Genomic DNA, 22,752 nt, shown 5'->3' with positions numbered 1-22,752 from the left:
AACCGTGAAGGAAAATGCCGATGAGCCGTGACCTGTACAGACTGGCGCTGGCGGTGCTGCACCCGGGGTTCGAGGGAACCTCCGCCCCCGACTGGCTGCGCCGCGCGCTGGGCGAGGGTCTCGGCGGCGTCGTGCTGTTCGCACGCAACGCCATCGGAGCGCCGCTCGTCAAGGAGCTGCGCGCCGAGAACCCCGGCGTCGTCGTCGCCATCGACGAGGAGGGCGGCACCGTCACCCGGCTCGAAGTGGGCGAGGGCAGCTCCTTCCCCGGCAACAGGGCGCTGGGCGTCGTGGACGACGCCGGGCTCACCGAGCGGGTGGGCCGGCAGATCGGCCGCATGCTCGCGGAGCTGGACATCACCCTCGACTACGCGCCGTCCGCCGACGTCAACGCCAACCCCGCCAATCCGGTCATCGGGGTCCGCTCGTTCGGTCCCGACCCCGACCTGGTGGCCCGGCACACGGCGGCGTTCGTACGGGGGGTGCAGGGCGCGGGCGTGGCCGCCTGCGCCAAGCACTTCCCCGGCCACGGCGACACCGTCACCGACTCCCATTTGGCGCTGCCCACCGTGCACGCCTCCCGCGAGGAGCTGATCGCCCGCGACCTCCCGCCGTTCCGCGCCGCGATCGAGGCCGGGGTTCAGTCCGTCATGACCGGTCACCTGCTGGTGCCCGCGCTCGACGCCGACGCGCCGGCCACGCTCAGCCGGGCCGCGCTGACCGAGCTCCTGAGGGGTGAGCTCGGCTTCGACGGGATGGTCGTCACCGACGCCATCGAGATGCGGGCGGTGGCCGCGATGGCCTCGCCCGGCGAGATCGCCGTGCGCGCGCTCAACGCCGGCGCCGACGCCATCTGCATCGGGGTGGTCGACGAGGACGGGCTGCGCGAGATCGGCGACACCGTCGTGGCCGCCGTACGGGACGGTCTTCTGCCCGAGGAGCGCCTGGCCGAGGCGGCCGGGCGGGTACGGGCGCTGTCCGACTGGTACGCCGCCCGCCCCGCCGACCGCGAGGCCGCCCGCGCCGACGTCGATCCCGGCGTCGGCCTCGCGGCCGCCCGCGCGGCGCTCACCGTGACCGGGACGGCCCGGCTCGACCGGGCGCCGCTCGTCGTCGAGGTCAACACCCGGCTCAGCCAGGCCGTGGACCCGGACACGCCGACCGGCATCACCGCCGCCCTGGCCGCGCTGCTGCCCGGCACGACCAAGATCCGCATGGACCGCGACGCCCCCCTGCCCGACCTCGGCGGGCGGCCTGTGGTGCTGGTGGTGCACGACGCCGCGCGGCACGCCTGGGTGCGGGACGTCGTGGACGCGGCGGTCGCGGCCCGGCCGGACGCGATCGTCGTGGACACCGGCGTCCCCGGCCCGCCCACCGGCGCCGCGCACGTCGCCACGCACGGCATCTCCCGCGCCTCCGCCCAGGCCGCGGCCGAACGGCTGACCCGATGAGCGCCGTAGAACCGGCGAGCCCCGTCGCCGCCGTACGGGCCGTGCTGCCCTCGCTCACCCCGGCGGCCCAGGCCATCGCCCGCATCATCCTCGACGACCCCGGGCTGGTCGTACGGAGCACGATCACCGAGTTCAGCGCGGTGTCCGGCACCAGCGAGGCCACGATCGTACGGACCGCGCGGGCCCTCGGCTTCGCCGGCTACTCGCAGATGCGCTTCGCCCTCGCCGCCGCCGTCGCCAAGGAGCCCGAGCGGCTGGTGCCCGGCGACCTCGGCCCGGACGACCCCCTGACCGACGTGATCGCCAAGGTCGCGCGGGCCGAGTCGGACGCGCTCGCCGACACCGCCGCCCAGCTCGACCCGGAGCAACTCGGCGAGGTCGTCTCGGCCATCGCCGCCGCCCGCCGGGTGGACGTGTACGGCGTCGCCGCCTCGGGCCTGGTCGCCGCCGACATGTCGCAGAAACTGCTGCGCATCGGGCTGTCCAGCCACCCCTTCAGCGACGCCCACCTGGCCCTGACCAGCGCCGCCCTGCTCAAGGACGGTGACGTGGTGGTCGCGATCAGCTGCAGCGGTGAGACGCCCGACGTGCTGGTGCCCGCCCGCACGGCGGCCGAGGCGGGGGCGGCGGTCGTCGCGATCACCAACAACCCGCGCTCGTCGCTCGCCGAGCTGGCCGATCACACGCTGGTGTCGGCGGGACGCGAGACGGCCTTCCGCCCCGGGGCGCTGGCCAGCCGGATCAGTCAATTGCTGATCGTGGACTGCATCTTCGTGGGGCTCGCGCAGCGCACGTACGACCGGGCCGACGCCGCCATCCGGGCCACCCGCGAGGCGACCGACCGCTACCGCGCCCGCTGAGGAGCGACCATGATCCCTTGAACCGTGATCCCTTGACACGAGCTTGGAGCGGCGTGGCCGGCGGGCTCGGGCTGTCGGCCCTGTTCCGTCAGGTGGAGCGGCGGGTACTGGCGTGGTACCACGGCGGTGGGGCGGGCATGGGCTCGGCGGGACAGGGAGGCGCGGTGGGCACCGTCAGGGAGGCCACGTTCGACGTGCTCAGGCGGCACGGGCTGACCACGATCTTCGCCAACCCCGGCTCCACCGAGGTGTCGCTGCTGACCGGGCTCCCCGACGACCTGCGCTTCGTCCTCGCCCTGCATGAGGGGTCGGTGGTCGGCATGGCGACCGGCTTCGCCCTCGGGCGCGAGGCCCCCGCCCTCGCCGTGCTGCACACCACGGCCGGGCTCGGCAACGCCGTCGGGGCCATCGCCACCGCCCGGGTCAACCGGGCGCCGCTGGTGATCCTGGTCGGGCAGCAGGACCGGCGGCACCTGGCGCTGGAGCCGTTCCTGGCCGGACGGCTCGCCGGGCTGGCCGGCGACTACCCCGTACGGGTGGACCAGCCGGTACGCCCCCAGGACGTCCCCGGCGCCGTCGCACGGGCCTGCCACGAGGCGGTCACCGGCCGCGGGCCCGCCCTGGTCGTGGTGCCGATGGACGACTGGGACGCCGAATGGGCCGAGGACGTGGTCGCCGCGCCCAGGCGGGTGGTCCGGCCCGCCGGCGTGGCCGACGCCGACCTCGCACCGCTCGTGACGCTGCTGTCCGGGGCGCGCGCGCCGGCGATCGTGTCCGGGGCGGGGGCGGACTGGGGGTCCCTGGTGACGCTGGCCGAGCGGCTGGGGTGCCCGGTGTTCCAGGAGTCGTTCGGCGGGCGGGCCGGGTTCCCGCAGGACCACCCGCAGTACGCCGGGGTGCTGCCCGCCGACCGGGCGCGGCTGCGGGCCGTGCTGGGGGCGTACGACGTGGTGCTGGCGGTGGGGGCGCCGGTGTTCCGGCAGTACCCGTACGTGCCGGGGCCGCTGGTCGCGCCGGGGACGACGGTCGTGGTCATCACCGACGACCCGTCGGAGGCCCATCGAAGCGCGGCCGACCTGGCGTACCTGGCGTCGCCGGCCGCGCTGTGCACCCGCCTGTCAGCCCTCCTCCCCGCCCCTGAATCCCCTGACGCGGCATCCGTCGTCGAGGGTTCTGCGCCGGCCATCGGGGCGGACGGGATCGGGCTGCCTCCTCTGCCCGTCGGCGGGCGGCCGTTGCGGGCCGCGCATGTGCTGCACGAGCTGGCGCTGCGGCTGCCCGCCGACGCCGTGCTCGTCGAGGAGACCCCGTCCTCGCGCCCCGACCTGCACCGGCTCGTCCCCGCCAGGAACCCGCTCGGGTTCGTGTCGGCCGCCATGGGCGGCCTCGGCTTCGCCCTCCCCGCGGCGGTCGGCCTGCGCATGGCGCTCCCCGACCGGCCCGTGGTCGCGGTCGTCGGCGACGGCTCGGCGTTGTACGGCGTGCACGCCCTGTGGAGCGCCGCCCACTACCGGGTGGGCGCGCTGTTCCTGGTGCTGGCGAACGGCCGGTACGCGATCATGGACCGGCTGGCCGGCCAGCGGGGCGGCAAGGCCCCGTGGCCGCCGTTCACCGAGGTGGACCTGGCCGCCCTGGCCCGCTCGCTCGGCTGCCCGGCGCGCAAGGTGGACGGCCACGCCGGGCTGGTGGCGGCGCTGGAGGAGGTGGTGCCCACGCTGGCCGCCCGCGAGGAGCCCCTGCTGCTCGACGTGGACGTGACCGTCGACCCCGACTTCCAGCCCTGAACCGTCCTGGGGCGTCAGAGGCGTTCGGCGGCCTCGACGACGTTGGACAGCAGCAGCGCCCTGGTCATCGGGCCGACACCGCCCGGGTTGGGCGTGAGGAAGCCCGCGACCTCCTCGACCTCGGGCGACACGTCACCGGCGATCTTGCCCTCGACGCGGGAGACGCCGACGTCGAGCACGGCCGCGCCCGGCTTGATCATGTCGGCCTTGATGAGCTCGGGCACCCCGGCCGCCGCCACGACGATGTCGGCCATCCGGGTGTGCGCGGCGAGGTCCTGCGTGCCGGTGTGGCAGAGGGTGACGGTGGCGTTCTCGCTGCGGCGGGTCAGCAGGAGGCCGAGCGAGCGGCCCACGGTGATGCCGCGGCCCACGACGACGACCTCGGCGCCCTTGATCGGCACGTCGTACTCCTGCAGGAGCAGCACGATGCCGTGCGGGGTGCACGGGAGCGGGGCGTCGACCATGTGGACGAGCCGGCCGAGGTTGACCGGGTGGAGGCCGTCGGCGTCCTTGGCCGGGTCCATCCGCTCCAGCAGGGCCATCGTGTCGAGGTGCTTGGGCAGCGGGAGCTGGACGATGTAGCCGGTGCACTCGGGGGAGGCGTTGAGCTCGTCGATGGCCGACTCCACCTCGGCCTGGGTGGCGGTGGCCGGCAGGTCGACGCGGATGGAGGCGATGCCGACCTCGGCGCAGTCGCGGTGCTTGCCCGCCACGTAGATCTGGCTGCCGGGGTCGTCGCCGACGAGGACGGTGCCGAGGCCCGGCGTGATGCCGCGCTCCTTGAGCGCGGCCACCCGGGTCGTGAGGTCTGCCTTGATCTTTGCGGCCGTGGCCTTGCCGTCGAGTTTCACTGCGCTCATGCCGCAATCCTTCCATGCCGGGTCCCGTCCACCGCACACCCGCTCCCCCTTGCCGGGCGTTGTCCACAGGGTGCGGGAGCGGGGTCGGCGTTGTCCACAGGCGGCGTATGACATCGTTGTCATGGCCACCACGAGGGCTTAGTGTTACGGGCGCCGGCATGCTCTTCCACCTTCCACCCGGAGGTCCGCGCTTCACCCCGGAGGTCCCCCTTGCCTTCCCGCCGCCTGCTCTCCGCCGAGCCGACCGACCTGTTCGTCGGCACCGAGGCCGCCCCGCACCAGGTCCTGCGCCTCACCCTCGCCTCCCGGGCCGACCGCGAGGCCGTCCTGGAGCTGCGCGGCGACGGCGTACGCCTGGCGGGCGGAGCGATCACCGTCCCCGCCGACGCGGCCGGCGTCCTGGAGGTGCCGCTGGAGGTCGCCGTGCCGCCCGGCACGGCGGTGCCCTGCCTGCTGACCCTCGACGGCGAGGAGTCCCTGGAGGTCACGGTCACGGCCGAGGAGCCCGGCTGGACCATGCACCTGATCTCCCACTTCCACTACGACCCCGTGTGGTGGAACACCCAGGCCGCCTACACCAGCCCGTGGGAGCTGCTCTCGGCCGACGCCACCACCAGGCCGCTGTGGGAGCGCAACGCGTTCGCCCTGGTCGAGGCGCACATCGAGCTGGCGCTGCGCGACCCCGACTACCGTTTCGTGCTGGCCGAGGTCGACTATCTCAAGCCGTTCTTCGACACCTGCCCCGAGCGCCGCGCCGACCTGCGCGCCCTCATGGCCGAGGGCCGGGCCGAGCTGGTGGGCGGCACCTACAACGAGCCCAACACCAACCTCACCGGCGCCGAGACCACGATCCGCAACCTCGTCCACGGCATCGGCTACCAGCGCGACATCCTCGGCGGCGACCCGCGTACGGCCTGGCAGCTCGACGTGTTCGGGCACGATCCGCAGTTCCCCGGCTACCTTTCGGCGGCCGGGCTCACCGGGAGCGCGTGGGCGCGCGGACCGTTCCACCAGTGGGGCCCGATCAGCAAGAACTTCCGCGAGGCCAAGAAGGACGCGGCCCTCATGCAGTTCCCGAGCGAGTTCGAGTGGATCTCGCCGTCCGGGCGGGGCGTGCTCACCCATTACATGCCCGCCCACTACTCGGCGGGCTGGTGGATGGACTCCGCGCCCACCCTGGAGGACGCCTGCCAGGCGGTCTACGACCTCTATCGCTCGCTCAAGCCGGTGGCCGCGACCAGGCACGTCCTGCTGCCGGTCGGCACCGACTACACCCCGCCCAACAAGTGGGTCACCGACATCCACCGCGCCTGGGCGGCCCGCTACGTGTGGCCCCGGTTCGTCTGCGCCACGCCGCGCGACTTCCTGGACGCCGTACGCGCCGAGCTGCCGCGACACAGCCCCCAGACCCGGGACATGAACCCGGTCTACACCGGCAAGGACGTCTCCTACATCGACACCAAGCAGGCCCAGCGCGCCGCCGAGGTGGCCGCGCTGGACGCCGAGCGGCTGTCGGCGTTCGCGGCGGCGCTCGGTCTCGGCCGCTACCCGCACACCGCGCTCGACAAGGTGTGGCGGCAGCTCTCCTACGGCGCGCACCACGACGCGATCACCGGGTCGGAGTCCGACCAGGTCTACATCGACCTGCTGACGGGGTGGCGGGAGGCCTATGACCTGGCGGGCGCCGCCAGGGACAACGCGCTCGACACGCTCACCGGGCAGATCGGGCTGACCGGGCCGGGGGTGGTGGTGACCAACACCCTGTCGTTCGCCCGCGACGGCCTGGTCCGCGTGCCGCTGCCGCCGGGGCACACCGTGGCCGGCCCGTCCCCGGAGGAGGTGCCGGCGGTCGCCGAGGACGGCACGCTGACCTTCCTGGCGCGGGACGTGCCGTCGCTGGGCTGGCGGACGTACCAGGTGGTCGAGGGCTCGCCGCCGGCCTGGCGTCCGCTCGACGGCGCCACCATCGCGAACGAGCGCTGGCGGGTGAGCGCCGACCCGGCCAGGGGCGGCGCGCTGGCCTCGGTCGTCGACCTGTCCACCGGGCGCGAGCTGCTCACCGGGCTCGGGAACGAGCTGCGCCTCTACCGCGAATATCCGACTCATCCGGATATGGGGGAAGGTCCGTGGCATCTCATCCCCACGGGCGCGGTCACCGGGTCCGGTGAGGCCGCCGCGCGGGGCGTACGCGCCGAGCAGAGCCCGCTCGGCAGCCGCCTCACCGTCACCGGCCAGGTCGGCGAGATCTCCTACGAGCAGGTCGTCACCCTGCTGACCGGCTCCGACCGCATCGACTTCACCACCCGCGTACTCGACCACACGGGCGCCGACCGCCTGCTGCGGGTGCGTTTCCCGGCCTTCCTCGAAGGTGCGCTGCCGGTGTCCGACGTGGCGGGCGCGGTGGTGGGCCGTGGGTTCGCGCTGCCCGACGTCGACACGGCCGAGCACCCGTGGACGCTCGACAACCCGGCCAACACCTGGTTCGGCCTGTCCGCCACGGCGAAGGTCGATCTCGGCGAGGCGGGGGCGCGGGCGCTGGGAGTGGCCGAGGTCGTGGTGCCCGACGCCGCCGACGCCCCGGCGGCCCGCGACCTCGTGGTGGCCCTGGCGCGGGCGGGCGTGACGGCGACCACGTCCACCGCGCCCGGCACCCGCTACGGCTGGCTCGACGTCGACTCCAACCTGCCGGACGTACGCATCGTCCTCGGCGGCCCCGACACCAACCCGGTGGCCGCCGAGCTGCTGGACCGCGCCGACCCTGCCTATCTCGACGCGCTCAAGTCCGGCGCGCCCCGGGTCTGGGTCCCGGCCGAACGGCCGCTCGCCGAGGTCTGGCAGCCCAGCGCCGACCTGCGCGACCTGCGTGCCCTGCCCGCCCTGATCGTCGCCGGTCCGGTCGAGGACCTGGTGGCCGATCTCGCCGACGCCACGATCGAGGCCCTGTGCCCGCTGGGCCGCGAACGCCTCGACGCACGCACGGTCGCGCTCCTCACCTACGGCCTGCCCGGCTTCGCCGTCGATCCTTCGGGGGCGCTGCACCTGTCGTTGATGCGGTCGTGCACGGGGTGGCCGTCGGGCATCTGGCTCGATCCGCCGCGCCGTACCTCGCCGGACGGCTCCGGGTTCCAGCTTCAGCATTGGACGCATGAGTTCGCGTACTCGCTGGTGGCGGGCGAGGGCGACTGGCGCGCCCTGCACCTGCCCGCACGTGGGCAGGAGCACATCACCCCGCTGCTCCCCCGCGTCCTGGGCCCCCAGGACGGCCCACTCCCCCCGGCCCACTCCCTTCTGACCGTCACCCCGCCGCGCGACGTCCTGCTGAGCACCCAGAAGTCCACCGGCAACCCCCACGCCCACGGCCACCTCCCCGACCCACCCCTCCCCTCAACCACCGCCCCCACCAGCACCTCCGCCTCGGGCCCTGCCTCCCCTTCTGGGGGCAGTGTCACTCTCCGTCTGATCGAGTCCACGGGGCTCGGGAGCCAGGTCACGCTCAGCTCCCCGGTCCTCCCCCTCGACACCCTCACCCCCGCCGACCTGCTCGAACGTCCCGAAGCTCGCGAAGACGCCGGAAGCCCCGTACGCGACCTCACCCTGACCGGCTTCGAGGTCGCCACCTACCTGACCCCCGCTCCACCCCCACCCCCCACAGCGCCTGACCTCGGCGCCACGGCCGAACGCGCCCAGCCCGTCTACAGCCGTTACTGGCTGCACAACAAGGGTCCGGCCCCGCTCGGCTACCTGCCGATCGCCGTGTCCGTCACGCCGGGTCTCGTCCCCGCCACGAGCGAGCCGTTCGAGGTGGAGGTGGTCCTGTCCTCCCAGCTCACCACCGACAGCCACGAGGGCGTGGTGGACCTCCGTGTCCCCGGCGGCTGGGCCGTCACCCCCTCCCGGCGTCCCTTCCGCCTTCCTCCCGGCGGCCACCTTCGCTTCCCGGTGACCGTGACCCCGCCCCCCTCCCCCGCCACGGGCCTGCACTTCGTCTCCGCCCGCACCACCGTGGGCGGCCAGCTCATCGAGGACGTCACCACCGTCGCCGTCGGCGACGACCTCCCCGAGCTGCCCGTCCCCGGCCCGCCGCCGTCCACGGGCGACGCCCTCGGGGGCACCACCGCCGACGACGCCCGGCCCACCGGCCTGTCCGTCACCCCCGCCACTGACGCCCTCAGTCTGCGCCCCGGCGACCGCGCCGCCCTCACGCTCCGGTTGCGCAACTCCACCGCCGACGAGATTCGCGGCGAGGCGCAGCTCGCCTCCCCCTGGGGCACCTGGTCCCTGCTCCCGGAGGTCATCCAGGGGTTCGCCGTGGAGGCCGGCGAGACGGCCGAGGTGTCGTTCCCTGTCCGGGTCCCCGTGGACGCGCCGACCGGCCACGCCTGGGCCCTCGCCAAGGTCATGTGGTACGGCCGCTGCCAGTACACCCCGGCCATCCGCCTGGAGGTGACCCGATGACCTCCCACCCTCACGCCCGGCCGCTCGCCACCCCCACGGCCGGTGTTCCCCGACCTCCCGCCACGGGAGCGGCCACCGCGCCCGGCGTCGGTCAGGTGATGGGCTGGGTCGACGGTCGTCCGGTCCCGCGTGAGCTCCTCGACCGCCGCATCGCCGACCTCCGGCACGGCCCGCTCAAGGCCGCTCTTCCCTCGCCGGGCACCGCCGAGGCCCGCCAACTGGCCAGGTGGTTGACCCAGGTCGTCCTGACCGAGGTCCTGTGCGAGACCATCGCCAGAGCCGAAGGGCTGGCTCCCCTCGAAGGCCCGCCGCTGGACCGTCTGGCGGCCGTCGAACTGGGCTCGATCAACGCGGCCGCCTACAACGGCAGTCCTTGGGTGCGGGCCGTGTTCGAGCACGTCACCACGGCCACCGCGGTGCCCGCCGAGTGGCGGCCCCGGCCATCCCGCCCGAGCGCCGACGCCCACCATGTACGCCATCGCCTGTTCTCGGACCGCACCGCCGCCGAGCGCGCCACCGCGGACGACCTGGAGTCACTCGGCCAGGTGAACTTGGCCTCGCTGCCGGCCGCCCTCGCCGAGGCCATCGCCCGCCACCCGTACGGCGCTCTGGTCGGCCCGGTCCAGGACGGGTTGGGCTGGCACGTAGCCCTCGCCACGCCGGGGCCCCCAGCAGCACCACCACCACCGTCTCCGACACGACCGCCGGATGAAGGAGAAGCGATCCCGCCGATGCCAGAATTGCCACAGCCACAGCAGCGACCACGTTCACCAGAGGCCGCTTACTCCGATCTTCTGCAGGCCGCCCGTCGGAGAACCTTCGCCCGGTGGCTCGACCGGACGCGTGCCGAGAAGGTCGCGCTGGCGCCCGGACTGGAACACCCTGGCGACCCTCGCCAGCCCGACAACCACCACAAACACTGATGCCCTACGTACTCGCGATCGACATCGGAGGGACCAAGCTCGCCGCCGCGCTGGTGGACGAGGAAGGGTCCGCGTTGCGTTCCGGCACCCGGCCCACGCCGCGTACGGACGTCATGGCCGCATTGACGGCGCTGATCGAGGAGGTGACCGGCGACGGGCCGCCGGCGGTCGCCGTCGGGATCGGGTGCGCCGGGCCGCTGGACCTCGCCACCGGCGCCGTGAGCCCGGTCAACATGCCGAGCTGGCGCGGGTTCCCGCTGCGCGACGAGGTACGGAAGGTGACGGGCCTGCCCACGGTGCTGGCGGGCGACGCGCAGTGCTTCGCGCTCGGCGAGCACTGGCTCGGCGCGGGCCGGGGCAGCGGCTCGCTGCTCGGGATCGTCGTGTCGACGGGGATCGGCGGCGGCCTGGTGATCGACGGCGCTCCGCTCCTCGGTCCCACCGGGAACGCCGGACATGTCGGTCATATGAGCATCGATCCGTGGGGCGAGCGCTGCACGTGCGGCGGGCGCGGCTGCGTCGAGCACTATGCCAGCGGCCCCAACCTCGTCCGCTGGGCCCTGGCCAACGGCTGGACCCCCGAGGACGACCCGGCGAAGGCGGACGGGCGGCTGCTCGCCGAGGCCGCGATCGCCGGGGAGCCTGTCGCGGTGGCCGCGTTCGAGCGCGGGGCCCGGGCGCTGGCCGGGATGATCGCGTCCACGGCGGCGGCGGTCGAGGTCAGCACCGTGGTCGTCGGAGGGGGCGTGTCGGCGGCGGGGAAGGTGCTGTTCGAGCCGTTGGAGCGGGCGCTCGACGACGTGGCGGGGCTCGCCTTCGTCCGGGCGGTGCAGGTCAGGCAGAGCACGCTCGGCGTCCGCGCCTCACTGGCCGGCGCCGCGAACCTGGCCTGGCAGACCCATGCCTGAACGACGAACACCCACGGACGGCGCCGTCGCGAAGCGGCCGGCAGCGAGATGAGGGACGCGTGGCCCGGCGCCTGATTCTGGACACCGGTGCCGCCTGACCGCCGTCACGGCTCAGAGGCCGCAGGAATACGGGCGGGTCAGTCGCGGTTGGCGAAGCGGGCCTCGCGGCGTTCGATGATGCGGCGGGTGAAGGGCACGATCTCCACGACACGCATGCCGAGATAGGCGCCGGCGAAGGCGACGATCAGCAGGACGAAGGGGCTGGTCGCCACGCCGTTCAGAGTGACGAAGGCCTGCAGCATCGTGTCGAGCAAGGGTTACTCCGGAGACTCGATGGGTAGATGAGCGGGTTTTAGGCTAACCGGTCATGACCGATGCTTGCCCCGGAAATTGCCAAAGGGCGGCATGATCTCCTCATGCCGCCCTTTATTGGATCATGTCGCCCTTTCGGGGACGATCAGTGGAAGAAGTGCCGGGCGCCGGTGAAGTAGAGGGTGATGCCGGCCTTCTCGGCGGCCTCGATGACCTGGTCGTCGCGGATGGAGCCGCCGGGCTCGACGATGGCCTTCACCCCGGCCTCGGCCAGCACCTCCAGCCCGTCGGGGAACGGGAAGAAGGCGTCGGAGGCGGCCACCGAGCCGCTCGCGCGCTCGCCCGCGCGGGTGACGGCGAGACGGCAGGAGTCGACGCGGTTGACCTGGCCCATGCCCACGCCCACGGTGGCCCCGTCGTCGGCCAGCAGGATGGCGTTGGACTTCACCGAGCGGCAGGCCCGCCAGGCGAACTCCAGGTCGGCCAGCACCTCGGGCGAGGCCGGCGCGCCGGCCTTGAGCTCCCACCGGTCGGCCGCGTCGCCGGGCGCGTCCACCCGGTCCACCGTCTGCACGAGCAGGCCGCCGTCCACGCGGCGGAACTCGGTCGGCGCGGACGGGCCCTCCGGGCAGGCCAGCAGGCGCAGGTTCTTCTTCTCGCGCAGCACGTCGAGGGCCTCGGCGTCGTACGCGGGCGCGATGACGACCTCGGTGAACACCTCGGCGATCTGGCGGGCCAGCTCGACGGTGACCGGCCGGTTGACGGCGATCACGCCGCCGTACGCCGACACCGGGTCGCAGGCGTGCGCCTTGCGGTGCGCCTCGGCGACGTCGGCCCCGACGGCGATGCCGCACGGGTTCTGGTGCTTGATGATGGCCACGCACGGGTCGGAGAAGTCCCAGGCCGCCCGCCAGGCGGCGTCGGAGTCGAGGTAGTTGTTGTAGGACATCTCCTTGCCGTGCAGCTGCTCGGCGCCCGCGAGGCCGCCCGTGCCGCCGGAGTAGAGCGCGGCGCTCTGGTGCGGGTTCTCGCCGTAGCGGAGGGTGGCCTTGCGCTCGTACGCGACCCCGGCGAAGACCGGGAACTCCTCCCCGCCGTACGTCTGCCCGAACCAGTTGGCCACGGCCACGTCGTAGGAGGCCGTGTGCGCGTACGCGATGCCGGCCAGCCGCCGCCGCTCGGTCAGCGTGAAGCCGCCCTCGCCCAGCGCCTTGAACACCTCGCCATACGCGCCGGGGTCGACCACGACGGCGCAGGTGCTGTGGTTCTTGGCCGCGCCGCGGATCATCGCGGGCCCGCCGATGTCGATCTGCTCGACGCACTCCTCGTCGGCCGCGCCGGAGGCCACCGTCTGCTGGAACGGGTAGAGGTTGACCACGACGAGCTGGAACGGGTCGATCTCCAGCTCTTCGAGCTGGGCGACGTGGTTGGGCTTGGTCATGTCGGCCAGCAGCCCGGCGTGCACGCGCGGGTGCAGGGTCTTGACCCGCCCGTCCAGGCACTCGGGGAACCCGGTCAGCTGCTCGACCTTGGTCACCGGGATCCCGTACGACGCGATCGCGGCGGCCGTGCCACCGGTCGAGACGATCTCCACTCCGGCGCCGTCGAGGGCCCTGGCCAGTTCCTCGAGGCCGGACTTGTCGTAGACGGCGATCAGCGCGCGCCGGATGGCGATGCGAGTCACGTGGATTCCCCTCCTGATTGGTTGCCGATGCGGACGGTGCGTCCGCTGACCGTCCAGCCCTCGCGGGCCATGCGGCCGACGATCTCGACGAGCAGGCGGCGCTCGACGGTCTTGATGCGCTCGTGCAGGACCGCCTCGTCGTCGTCCGGGAGCACGGGCACCGCCTCCTGGGCGACGATGGGGCCGGTGTCGATCCCCTCGTCGGCCAGCATGACCGTGCAGCCGGTGACCTTGACCCCGTGGGCCAGCGCGTCACGCACGCCGTGGGCCCCGGGGAACGACGGCAGCAGCGCCGGATGCGTGTTGAGCACGGGAAAAGCCTGGAGCGTGGGCGCGCCCAGGATCTTCATGAAGCCCGCCGACACGACCAGGTCGGGCTCGTACGCGGCGATCCTGGCCGCGATGGCCGCGTCCCAGTCCGCACGCGTCGGATGATCGCCTAGTTTTTCAACAAAAGTCGGGACTTGTGCCCTGGTAGCCCTGGCCAGCCCTTCGATTCCCTCCCTGTCGGCACCGACCGCTACCACGCGAGCACCGTACGCCGGGTCGGCGGAAGCGTCCAGAAGGGCCTGTAGGTTGGTTCCAGAGCCGGAGACGAGGACGACGAGCCGCCCAGCCTTTGACACGCACACTCCAATGAGGAAACAGGGTGGGGCTGCCAGGGTATCTGTTCCTGGTCCGGCGACGCAGAGGAGGTCAGGTGTCGACACCGGTGCAGGCACCGGCAGGCCAGCAGCCCGCCGAGTCGGCGGGACGCCGCGCGATCTGGTTGGCGATCGCGGCGCTCGCCATGACGTTCATGTTGCCGCTGGCCGGTCTGGTCATGGCGCTGTTCGCGCTCGTGGCGGGGCTGCGGGCGCTGCCACTGCTCAGGGGGGCGGGCAGACCCACGGGCGCGGCCGTCGGCGGGATCAGCGTGTCCTCCATAGCGCTGGTGCTGTCGGCCCTGGCCACGGGCATGCAGCTCTACCTCATGAACGAATACTCCGCCTACCAGGAGTGCATGAAGGGCGCGACCACGGTCTCGTCGCAGGGCGAGTGCTTCGCGCAGTTCAGGGAGGCGGCCCAGCGCAAGCTGCCGCCCGACGTGCTGGAGCTCCTGGGCGCCATGCAGACCTGAGCCTGCTCAGTCGCGGTCCCAGGCGTACGGGTCCACGTAGATGACGTGGCCGCCCCGGTCGTCGGACTCGTCCACGATGTCCTTGCGGACCGGGCGGGACCCCTCGGGGCCCGGCTCCGGCAGGCGCGGCCTGGCCTGGGCCAGGGTCTCGGCCTCGGCCGTGGCGTGCTCGTCCTGCCAGTCGTCCCTGATGACCGGGATCTCCTGGGTGTCGGCCTCGGTGGCGTCCATCCAGTGACCGGGCAGCGGGCGCGGATCGGCCTCGGCGAGGCCGACCTTGCTGGCCGCCTTGGCGATCGCGGCCCCCGCCTTGCGCACGGGCACCGCGGCCTTGTCCAGCGGGGTACGGGCGCGCTTGCTGAGCAGCAGCAGGTTGGTCACGCCCGCGGAGATCCCGGAGGCGACCCCGACCTCCAGCGCGACCGACAGCGCCACCTCCCAGGGCGAGGGCCCCACGGTGGCCAGCCGGCCGCCGCCGATCGGGCCGCCGGACAGCGCCGCCAGCACGCCCGCGACGACGCCCGCGGAGACGCCGGTGAGGAACCCCCAGAGCGGCGCGGCCTCGTACGACGGCGACGGCGAGATCCGGGCCACGAACACCCCGGCCACCGCCCCCGCCGCGAACGGCAGCGCGATCACCGCCATCATCCACGCGGGCACCGGCCCGCTCTCCGGCAGCGCGCCCAGCAGCGGCAGGCTCGGCACCGTGCCGAGCTGCACCCCGGTGGGCGCGACCAGGGTGTCGGCGCCGATCGCGAACCCGGGTCCCGAGATGTACGACGAGGCCCAGATGACCGCGTTCGGCAGGTAGAGCAGCTGGAGCAGCGCCAGCAGCACGCCGCCCACGAACCCCGGCGACAGGACGTCGGAGAGCTCCTTGACCTGGCCGAAGTTGAGCACGACGGCGACCAGCACCAGGGCCAGCCCGGCCACCAGCAGCAACGCGGTGGCGACCGCGGTGCCGACGGTCATCGCGCGCACCCGCTCGGGCAGCAGCCGCAGCATGACCCGCCACGGCCCGATCATCCGCGCGGTGGCCAGCGCCCCGGCGAGGAACGCCAGCACGAAGTGGCTGAGCAGCACCTCGCCGAGGAACGGCTGGGTGATCTCGTTGCTCGCCACGAGCGCGATCAGCCCGGCCAGCAGCGCGTAGGGGGCCGCGAGCGACACCCCGGCCTGGGCCACCAGCACGAGCTGCGCGCGGCGGCGGGCCCTGGCCTGCTCGCGGGGGCTGTTCTTGGGCAGCCGGGCGGGCAGGCGCAGCCGCAGGTCGGCGTCACGGGCCATCCACCGCCCGGCCCGGTAGAGCAGCATGGCGGGCAGGATGGTGAGGCCGAGCGGCAGCAGCCCGACCCGGCCTCCGGGGATGGCGAAACCCGCGTGGTGTGCGGCCAGCCAGAGCTGCGCGGCCGTACGGAAGACGCCCGGCAGTCCCGCGCCCAGCGCGCCACGCGGGGCGGCGATCCAGCCGACCAAGGTGAGCGTGGTGAGGGCGGCCAGGCCGACCCCCAGCGTGCAGGCGGCGGCCAGCATGCCCGAGACCGGCAGCGGCCTGCGGGTCTCGTCGTCGTCGCCGGAGACCCCGGGGAGCTTGCCGAGGACCGAGCGGGGGGCAGTCCGCAGCTGGTCGAGAATCGCCGTCACAGTAGGCGATTTTCTCAATCTTTCCCAACCAAAGCTTGGTTGACGCGCCGCCGATCGGCATTTACCTCAAAGCACCCGTGACCCGCGCCGGCGACACGGCCTCCGTGCCGCCGGCGCGAGAAGGTCAGCGCGGCCACCTGACTCAGCGGGCCACATGACTCAGCGGGACTGCATGACCTCGCGCATGAGGCGGGCCGTCTCGGAGGGGGTCTTGCCGACGCGGACGCCGACCTTCTCCAGGGCCTCCTTCTTGGCCTGGGCGGTGCCGGCCGAGCCGGACACGATGGCCCCGGCGTGGCCCATGGTCTTGCCCTCGGGCGCGGTGAAACCGGCCACGTAGGCGACGACGGGCTTGGTGACGTGCTGCTCGATGTAGGCCGCGGCCCGCTCCTCGGCGTCGCCGCCGATCTCACCGATCATCACGATGGCGTCGGTGTCAGGGTCGTCCTGGAACGCCTGGAGCGCGTCGATGTGCGTGGTGCCGATGACGGGGTCGCCGCCGATGCCGACGCAGGTGGAGAAGCCGATGTCACGCAGCTCGTACATGAGCTGGTAGGTGAGGGTGCCGGACTTGGAGACCAGTCCGATGCGGCCGGCGGTGGTGATGTCGGCCGGGATGATGCCCGCGTTGGAGGCGCCGGGGGAGGCGATGCCGGGGCAGTTGGGGCCGATGACGCGGGTCTTGCCGCCCTTCGCGACGGCGTAGGCCCAGAACTCGGTGGAGTCGTGCACCGGGATGCCCTCGGTGATGACCACGCAGAGCGGGATCTCGGCGTCGACGGCCTCCTTGACGGCGGCCTTGGCGTGGGCCGGCGGCACGAAGACGACCGACACGTCGGCGCCGGTCTGCTCCATGGCCTCCTTGACCGTGCCGAACACCGGCAGGCCCTCGTGGGTGATGCCGGCCTTGCGGGCGTTGACGCCGCCGACGACCTTGGCGCCCGAGGCGAGCATGCGGCGGGTGTGCTTGGTGCCCTCACCGCCGGTCATGCCCTGGACGATGATCTTGCTGTTCTCCGTCAACCAGATGGCCATAAGTCACGCACCTACCGCAGCGAGCTCGGCGGCACGCTTGGCCGCTTCGTCCATCGTGTCCACCAGCTCGACCCGCGGGAGCGCGGCGTCGGCCAGAATCTGCCGCCCGAGCTGGGCGTTGTTGCCGTCAAGGCGGACCACCAGGGGGTGGGTCACCGCCTCGCCGCGGCTCTCCAGCAGCTTGAACGCCGCGACGATGCCGTTGGCGACGGCGTCGCAGGCGGTGATGCCGCCGAAGACGTTCACGAAGATCGACTTGACGTCGGGGTCGGAGAGGATGATCTCCAGGCCGGCCGCCATGACCTCGGCCGAGGCGCCGCCGCCGATGTCGAGGAAGTTGGCCGGGGAGGGCTTGCCGGGGAACGCCTCGCCCGCGTAGGCGACGACGTCGAGGGTCGACATGACCAGGCCCGCGCCGTTGCCGATGATGCCCACGTCGCCGTCGAGCTTGACGTAGTTGAGGTCCTTCTCCTTGGCCCGCGCCTCCAGCGGGTCCTCGGCCGCCTTGTCGGCCAGGGCCTCGTGGTCGGACTGGCGGAAGGCGGCGTTGTCGTCGAGCGTGACCTTGCCGTCGAGCGCCTTCACCTGGCCGTCGGCGGACAGGATCATGGGGTTGACCTCGACGAGCGTGGCGTCCTCGTCGACGAAGCAGTTCCAGAGCTTCTCGATGAGCTCGGCGGCGCCGTCGAGCGCCCGCTCCGGCAGGCCGCCGGCCTGCGCGATCTCGCGGGCCTTGGCCCGGTCGACGCCGTCCAGCGCCGAGACCGGCACCTTGGCGACCTTCTCCGGGGTGTTGTGGGCGACCTCTTCGATGTCCATGCCGCCGGCGGCGGAGCAGATCGCGAGGAAGGTGCGGTTGGCGCGGTCGAGCAGGAAGGAGAAGTAGTACTCCTCCGCGATCGCGCTGGCCTCCTCCACGAGCACCTTGTGGACCGTGTGGCCCTTGATGTCCATGCCGAGGATGGCGGTGGCCTTCCCGACGGCGTCGGCGGCGTCGTCGGCCACCTTCACACCGCCGGCCTTGCCCCGGCCACCGGTCTTGACCTGGGCCTTGACAACGACGCGGCCGGTCAGCTCCTCGGCCGCCGCCCGCACCTCCTCCACGGTGTTGGCGACGATGCCGCGCGGCACCGGGATGCCGTAGTCAGCGAAGAGCTCCTTCGCCTGATGTTCGAACAGGTCCACGAGGGTCCGTCCTTGCTTATCCGACTGATGTTCGACGGCCCGGGCAACCCCGTGCGTGCCGGGCGTTTCCGCCAGTGAAGCCTAGCCCGAAGCGCGCCCTGCCCAGGTCACCGGGTCGCGGTTCTCCCCTTGTGTGACGGTCATCTCACTTCCCGAGGGAGACCGCCTGCACGAATTGCGCACCGAATCAGCACCGCCGTACGCGGGCGTCGAGATATGCTCGTGATCTTCGATTGACAGGATTCCCGGACCCCTCAATAACCGAATCAAGGGAATCCCATGAAGCGATTTCTCGCGGGCCTGACGGCGGCCTGCGCCGCGACACTCGTGATCGCGGCGCCCGCCGCCCAGGCCGCGCCGATCGACCCGGTCAAGGCGCTGCGCAAGCAGTACGTGCCCGGTCACGGCGTGCGTTTCACCGAGACGGCCAGCACCAAGGTCAACGGAAAGACCATGGCCAATGAGAAGTCGAGCGGCCGGCTCGCGTTCGGCAAGAGCGGCGTCGTCGCCGTCGATGTTTCCACCAAGAACCGCCGCAGCACGTCCTTCAGCCCCGACCGGCTGATCAGCGTGGGCGGTCACACGTACGTGCAGGGCGGCATCTACGGAAAGGATCTGCCCGAGGGCAAGAAGTGGGTGCGTTATTCCGACTCGCCCGCCGGCGCCACCATGAACCAGCCTGTCGACGTCTTCGAGCCGAAGGTGCTGAGGCTGCTGCTGACGAAGGCGAAGAGCAACAAGGGCGGCACGTACAAGGGCGAGATCTCCTACAAGGACATCGCCAAGGCGTACGGGAGCAAGCTGACCGGACCGGTCAGCAAGATCAAGGTGTCGTACGCGCTCGGCGTCAACGGCAAGGGGCTGGTCACCCTGCTGCGGACCTCCTGGACGCTCGACTTCGGCGTGCTCGGCAAGACCGTCGGCGTCACCGAGACCCGCTACACCGGCTGGGGCTCCCGCGTGAGCGTCAAGGCTCCGGCCGAGAGCGCGTGGGTGGACGTCAAGGACCTCGAAGAGGGCGCCGGCGTGCCGGAGGAGATCCCGCAGAGCGCCTTCGACGTGTACGCGTACTGAGCTTTCCCGTCGATCGGCGCGTCCCGCCTGTTCATGTGGCGCTCGGCATGCGACATTGCATGATATGGGCAGGGACGTGCCGGTCGTCGTGTTCAGCCGTGAGGACCGCAGGAAGTACCGCGAGAAGGTACGCCAGTGCCTCGACGTCTTCGCCCAGATGTTGCGCGAGTCCAGGTTCGAGCTCGAACGCCCGCTCGCGGGCCTGGAGATCGAGCTCAACCTCGTGGACGCACGCGGCGAGGCCGCCATGTGCAACGCCGAGGTGCTGGCCGCCATCGCGCGCCCGGACTGGGCGACCGAGCTGGGCCAGTTCAACATCGAGATCAACGTCGAGCCGCAGGAGCTGGGCGGCGACGGGCCGCGGCGGCTGGAGGACGACGTACGCGCCCGGCTGAACCACGCCGAGGAGCGCGCCCGTTCCCTCGGCGGCCACCTGATGCTGGTCGGCATCCTCCCCACCCTGCGCGAGCGGGACGTCGAGGAGGGCTCGCTGTCGGCCAACCCCCGCTACCGGCTGCTCAACGAGCAGATCTTCGCCGCCCGCGGTGAGGACCTGCACCTGTGCATCGAGGGCGCGGAACGCCTCGACACCCGCGCCGACAGCATCACGCCGGAGGCCGCCTGCACCAGTGTCCAGCTCCATCTGCAGGTCAGCCCCGAGTCGTTCGCCGCGCACTGGAACGCCGCCCAGGCGATCGCGGGCGCGCAGGTCGCCGTCGCGGCCAACTCGCCGTACCTGTTCGGCAAGGAGCTGCACCACGAGACCAGGATCGCGCTGTTCGAGCAGGCCACGGACACCCGGCCGACCGAGCTGAAGGCGCAGGGCGTGCGGCCGCGCGTGTGGTTCGGCGAGCGGTGGATCACCAGCGTCTTCGACCTGTTCGAGGAGAACGTCACCTATTACCCCGCGCTGCTCCCCCTCTGCGCGGACGAGGACCCGCGCGCCGAGCTGGAGCAGGGCCGCATCCCCCAGCTGCACGAGCTGACCCTGCACAACGGCACGGTCTACCGCTGGAACCGGCCCGTGTACGCGGTCGTGGACGGCCTGCCCCACCTGCGGGTGGAGAACCGCGTCCTGCCCGCCGGGCCCACCGTCGCCGACGTGGCCGCCAACGCCGCCTTCTACTACGGGCTGATGCGCGTGCTGCCGTACGACGAGCGGCCGATCTGGAGCCGGATGTCCTTCAGGACCGCCGAGGACAACCTGGCCGCCGCCGCCCGGCACGGCCTCGACGCGCGGCTCTACTGGCCGGGACTCGGCGAGGTGCCCGCGTCGGAGCTGATCCTGCGCCGGCTGCTGCCGGCCGCGCACGAGGGGCTGGCCCTGTGGGGCGTGGACCGCCCGGTCGCCGACCGGCTGCTCGGCATCATCGAGGAACGCTGCCTGAGCGGCGTCACGGGGGCGGACTGGCAGGTACGACGGGTGCGTGCGGAGGGCGGCGACCGGCACGAGGCGCTGCGGGCGATGACCTTGGACTACATCGGGCGTATGCATACGAATGAGCCCGTGCATACGTGGGAAGTCTGAGCTGGTGACCCGCGCGCCCCTCCGCTTCGTGCTCGCCCTGCTCGTCCTGGCCGCCTCCGTCCTGTCCTGCGGCCTGACCCGGCCGCCCTCGATGAATCCGCCCGGCGACGCGCAGCAGGACGACACGTTCGAGGACGACGTCGTCTCGGCGCGGACGCTGAGCGAGCAGTTCTGGAAGCAGCAGTTCGCCCGGCTCGGCCGGACCTACCGGCCGATCACCGAGTTCATCCCCTACTCCGGCTCCGCCGGGCCGAGCTGCGGCGGCCAGCCGGCCGTGCCCAACAACGCCTTCTACTGCCCGGTCGGCCACTTCATCGCCTTCGACCGGGACTGGATGGAGGGGCTGTGGAACGACATGGGCGACGGCTCGGTGTACGTGATCATCCCGCACGAGTTCGGTCACGCGGTCCAGGCCCAGCTCCGCTCGACGTTCCAGCTCAACGTGCAGGCCGAGCTGCAGGCCGACTGCTACGCGGGCGCCACCCTGTCGGGCCTGGTGAGCGGGGGCGCGCTGCGCGCGGAGCCGGGCGACGAGGACGAGCTGCTGCTGAGCCTGGAGGCGGCCGGCGACCCCACGGACGACTGGCTCGACCCGGCCGCGCACGGCACCGCCGAGCAGCGGCAGTCGGCCTTCGCCGAGGGGTACCGGAGCGGCGTGGGCGCCTGCTGACCCCGGCGTTCCTGGCAGCGGAGGTCATCCCGGGGCGTATTCCCCCATCAACCCGGAGGATGATGTGGTCGATCATGTCGGAGCCGTACGGTGGGTCCATGCCACTGGAGGAGATCGGCTGGCTGCGCCGGGGGGCGTGCAGGTCCAGCGACCCTGACCTCTTCTTCCCGCTCGCCCCCTCGCCGCAGCAGGAGGCGCGGGCCAAAGCGGTCTGCGCGAGCTGCCAGGTGCTGGAGGAGTGCCGCGCGTACGCGTTACGAGCGGGCGAGCCGGACGGCATCTGGGGCGGCCTGACGCCGCAGGAGCGCCGCCGCTCCCGCTTCCCGGCCGGCTGGCGCGACTCCGCCGCCTCCTGAGGCGACGGGACCGACGAGACCGACGAGACCGCCGGGCGGGCGGGGGCCGACGTAGCCTGCAGAGGTGATCCTCCGCTCCGTCGCCGTGCTGGCCGCCGCCAACGTCATGAACAACAAGGTCGCCCCCCGCCTGGGCCCGCTCACCTCCGCCCTCGCCACCGCCGCCCTGGTGGCGATGGCCCGCAGGTCGGGCGCCACCTGGGAGGAGATGGGGTTCGAGCACGGCCGGCGGGGCGCGGTCACGGGCGGCGTCCTGGCGGGCGCCGTGGCCGCCGTCTACACCGCCGGGGTCGCGCTGCCCCGCACCAGGCCGCTCTTCCACGACGAGCGCGCCCTGTCGCTGTCCCGCGCCCGCCTGCTGGAGGAGGCCCTGGTCCAGGTGCCGCTGGCCACGGTCCTGCTGGAGGAGGTCGGCTTCCGCGGCGCCCTGTACGCCATGCTGCGCCGCCGGCACGGCACGGGGGCGGCCACGGCGCTCTCCTCGGCCCTGTTCGGCCTGTGGCACATCCTCCCGGCCGTCGACATGGCCCGCGCCAACCCGGCGCTCGGCGCGCTGACGGCCGGCGAGTCGCCCGCGCGGCTCGACACGGCGCGGGTGGTGGCGGGGAGCGTGGTGTCGACGGCGGCGGCGGGCGTGCTCTTCTGCGAACTGCGGCGCCGCCGTGGGCTGCTGGCTCCCGTCATGTTGCATCTGTCGACGAACTCGCTTGGCTACTTTTTCGCCCGGATCGCAGCGAAAAAGGACGACAAAAAATGATTGCTTGCTCAGTGGGTCCGCACCCCCTCTGAGAAGGAAGATCCTTGCCTCGCAGGACGAGGATCCTGCACTGCCGTTGGACCGCTCCAAAATTTCGTCATGTCGATGCTCTACCTTCCGTGAGCGCGCTTCCCACGGCCGGTGCC

Annotated in this window: 19 protein-coding genes; 12 read left to right on the top strand and 7 right to left on the bottom strand. The window is 72.6% G+C overall.

Features of this window, described 5'->3' with window-relative positions; all coding sequences use genetic code 11:
- Nucleotides 1–20: 20 nt before the first annotated feature.
- Genes ACBR40_RS27615 through ACBR40_RS27605 form a run of 3 tightly spaced genes read left to right on the top strand, consistent with a single transcriptional unit; the run spans nucleotide 21 to nucleotide 4,095 of the window.
- A complete protein-coding gene (locus ACBR40_RS27615; protein WP_371250654.1) occupies nucleotides 21–1,451 on the top strand; it encodes a glycoside hydrolase family 3 protein in 1,431 nt (476 codons plus the stop codon).
- Nucleotides 1,448–2,311 carry a MurR/RpiR family transcriptional regulator gene (locus tag ACBR40_RS27610; protein ID WP_371250653.1) on the top strand — a complete coding sequence of 288 codons (864 nt, stop codon included), beginning with the start codon at nucleotides 1,448–1,450 and terminating at the stop codon, nucleotides 2,309–2,311. The genes ACBR40_RS27615 and ACBR40_RS27610 overlap by 4 nt, the downstream gene beginning before the upstream one ends.
- A gap of 32 nt (nucleotides 2,312–2,343) precedes the next feature.
- Nucleotides 2,344–4,095, top strand: a complete 1,752-nt coding sequence (locus tag ACBR40_RS27605; protein ID WP_371250652.1) for a thiamine pyrophosphate-dependent enzyme — start codon at nucleotides 2,344–2,346, stop codon at nucleotides 4,093–4,095.
- A gap of 14 nt (nucleotides 4,096–4,109) precedes the next feature.
- Here the strand turns inward: ACBR40_RS27605 and ACBR40_RS27600 are convergent, their stop codons facing one another.
- Nucleotides 4,110–4,955 carry a bifunctional methylenetetrahydrofolate dehydrogenase/methenyltetrahydrofolate cyclohydrolase gene (locus tag ACBR40_RS27600; RefSeq protein ID WP_344216891.1) on the bottom strand — a complete coding sequence of 282 codons (846 nt, stop codon included), beginning with the start codon at nucleotides 4,953–4,955 and terminating at the stop codon, nucleotides 4,110–4,112.
- A 210-nt stretch (nucleotides 4,956–5,165) separates the two neighbouring features.
- Here ACBR40_RS27600 and ACBR40_RS27595 point away from each other — a divergent pair, with 210 nt between their 5' ends.
- The 3 genes from ACBR40_RS27595 to ACBR40_RS27585 are packed head-to-tail and all read left to right on the top strand — an operon-like array spanning nucleotide 5,166 to nucleotide 11,241.
- Nucleotides 5,166–9,410 (top strand): NEW3 domain-containing protein, encoded by a 4,245-nt coding sequence (locus tag ACBR40_RS27595; protein WP_371250651.1) that lies wholly within the window; start codon nucleotides 5,166–5,168, stop codon nucleotides 9,408–9,410.
- Nucleotides 9,407–10,333: a hypothetical protein gene (locus tag ACBR40_RS27590; RefSeq protein WP_371250650.1), complete on the top strand. Its 927-nt coding sequence runs from the start codon at nucleotides 9,407–9,409 to the stop codon at nucleotides 10,331–10,333. The genes ACBR40_RS27595 and ACBR40_RS27590 overlap by 4 nt, the downstream gene beginning before the upstream one ends.
- Complete coding sequence (locus ACBR40_RS27585) at nucleotides 10,333–11,241, top strand: ROK family protein (RefSeq protein ID WP_371250649.1); 909 nt, start codon at nucleotides 10,333–10,335, stop codon at nucleotides 11,239–11,241. Before ACBR40_RS27590 ends, ACBR40_RS27585 begins: the two co-directional genes overlap by 1 nt.
- Before the next feature lie 137 nt (nucleotides 11,242–11,378).
- Here the strand turns inward: ACBR40_RS27585 and ACBR40_RS27580 are convergent, their stop codons facing one another.
- The 3 genes from ACBR40_RS27580 to purN all read right to left on the bottom strand — a co-directional run bounded on the left by ACBR40_RS27580 (nucleotide 11,379) and on the right by purN (nucleotide 13,863).
- On the bottom strand, nucleotides 11,379–11,555 hold the full coding sequence (locus ACBR40_RS27580) for a hypothetical protein (protein WP_344216881.1): 177 nt from the start codon (nucleotides 11,553–11,555) through the stop codon (nucleotides 11,379–11,381).
- A 143-nt stretch (nucleotides 11,556–11,698) separates the two neighbouring features.
- Nucleotides 11,699–13,237 carry a bifunctional phosphoribosylaminoimidazolecarboxamide formyltransferase/IMP cyclohydrolase gene (gene purH / locus ACBR40_RS27575; RefSeq protein ID WP_344216879.1) on the bottom strand — a complete coding sequence of 513 codons (1,539 nt, stop codon included), beginning with the start codon at nucleotides 13,235–13,237 and terminating at the stop codon, nucleotides 11,699–11,701.
- Nucleotides 13,234–13,863, bottom strand: coding sequence for a phosphoribosylglycinamide formyltransferase (gene purN / locus ACBR40_RS27570; protein WP_344216877.1), 630 nt, complete (start codon nucleotides 13,861–13,863; stop codon nucleotides 13,234–13,236). The genes purH and purN overlap by 4 nt, the downstream gene beginning before the upstream one ends.
- A gap of 74 nt (nucleotides 13,864–13,937) precedes the next feature.
- On the opposite strand from purN, the gene ACBR40_RS27565 reads away from it, so the two are divergent.
- Entirely contained in the window at nucleotides 13,938–14,357 is a 420-nt protein-coding gene (locus ACBR40_RS27565) for a hypothetical protein (RefSeq protein ID WP_344216875.1), read from the top strand.
- A gap of 6 nt (nucleotides 14,358–14,363) precedes the next feature.
- Here the strand turns inward: ACBR40_RS27565 and ACBR40_RS27560 are convergent, their stop codons facing one another.
- From ACBR40_RS27560 to sucC, 3 genes are all read right to left on the bottom strand, one after another.
- Nucleotides 14,364–16,001 (bottom strand): DUF6350 family protein, encoded by a 1,638-nt coding sequence (locus ACBR40_RS27560; protein WP_371250648.1) that lies wholly within the window; start codon nucleotides 15,999–16,001, stop codon nucleotides 14,364–14,366.
- A gap of 159 nt (nucleotides 16,002–16,160) precedes the next feature.
- Nucleotides 16,161–17,036, bottom strand: a complete 876-nt coding sequence (sucD, locus tag ACBR40_RS27555; protein ID WP_344216871.1) for a succinate--CoA ligase subunit alpha — start codon at nucleotides 17,034–17,036, stop codon at nucleotides 16,161–16,163.
- Nucleotides 17,037–17,039: 3 nt separating this feature from the next.
- Nucleotides 17,040–18,221 (bottom strand): ADP-forming succinate--CoA ligase subunit beta, encoded by a 1,182-nt coding sequence (sucC, locus tag ACBR40_RS27550; protein ID WP_344216869.1) that lies wholly within the window; start codon nucleotides 18,219–18,221, stop codon nucleotides 17,040–17,042.
- Between the two features lie 279 nt (nucleotides 18,222–18,500).
- Here sucC and ACBR40_RS27545 point away from each other — a divergent pair, with 279 nt between their 5' ends.
- The 5 genes from ACBR40_RS27545 to ACBR40_RS27525 all read left to right on the top strand — a co-directional run bounded on the left by ACBR40_RS27545 (nucleotide 18,501) and on the right by ACBR40_RS27525 (nucleotide 22,606).
- Nucleotides 18,501–19,295 carry a hypothetical protein gene (locus ACBR40_RS27545; protein WP_344216867.1) on the top strand — a complete coding sequence of 265 codons (795 nt, stop codon included), beginning with the start codon at nucleotides 18,501–18,503 and terminating at the stop codon, nucleotides 19,293–19,295.
- 64 nt (nucleotides 19,296–19,359) lie between these two features.
- Nucleotides 19,360–20,823, top strand: a complete 1,464-nt coding sequence (locus tag ACBR40_RS27540) for a glutamate--cysteine ligase (protein WP_371250647.1) — start codon at nucleotides 19,360–19,362, stop codon at nucleotides 20,821–20,823.
- 4 nt (nucleotides 20,824–20,827) lie between these two features.
- Nucleotides 20,828–21,493: a neutral zinc metallopeptidase gene (locus ACBR40_RS27535; protein WP_371250646.1), complete on the top strand. Its 666-nt coding sequence runs from the start codon at nucleotides 20,828–20,830 to the stop codon at nucleotides 21,491–21,493.
- Between the two features lie 98 nt (nucleotides 21,494–21,591).
- Nucleotides 21,592–21,849 (top strand): WhiB family transcriptional regulator, encoded by a 258-nt coding sequence (locus ACBR40_RS27530; RefSeq protein WP_329585258.1) that lies wholly within the window; start codon nucleotides 21,592–21,594, stop codon nucleotides 21,847–21,849.
- Between the two features lie 64 nt (nucleotides 21,850–21,913).
- Nucleotides 21,914–22,606 (top strand): CPBP family intramembrane glutamic endopeptidase, encoded by a 693-nt coding sequence (locus tag ACBR40_RS27525; RefSeq protein ID WP_329585260.1) that lies wholly within the window; start codon nucleotides 21,914–21,916, stop codon nucleotides 22,604–22,606.
- Nucleotides 22,607–22,752 lie beyond the last annotated feature (146 nt).

Origin of the sequence: Nonomuraea sp. AD125B, assembly GCF_041402765.1 — a bacterium.
Classification (GTDB): Bacteria; Actinomycetota; Actinomycetes; order Streptosporangiales; family Streptosporangiaceae; genus Nonomuraea; species Nonomuraea bangladeshensis.
The sequence above is the reverse complement of the archived record's forward strand: the minus strand, read 5'-3'. Positions and strand labels throughout refer to the sequence as shown.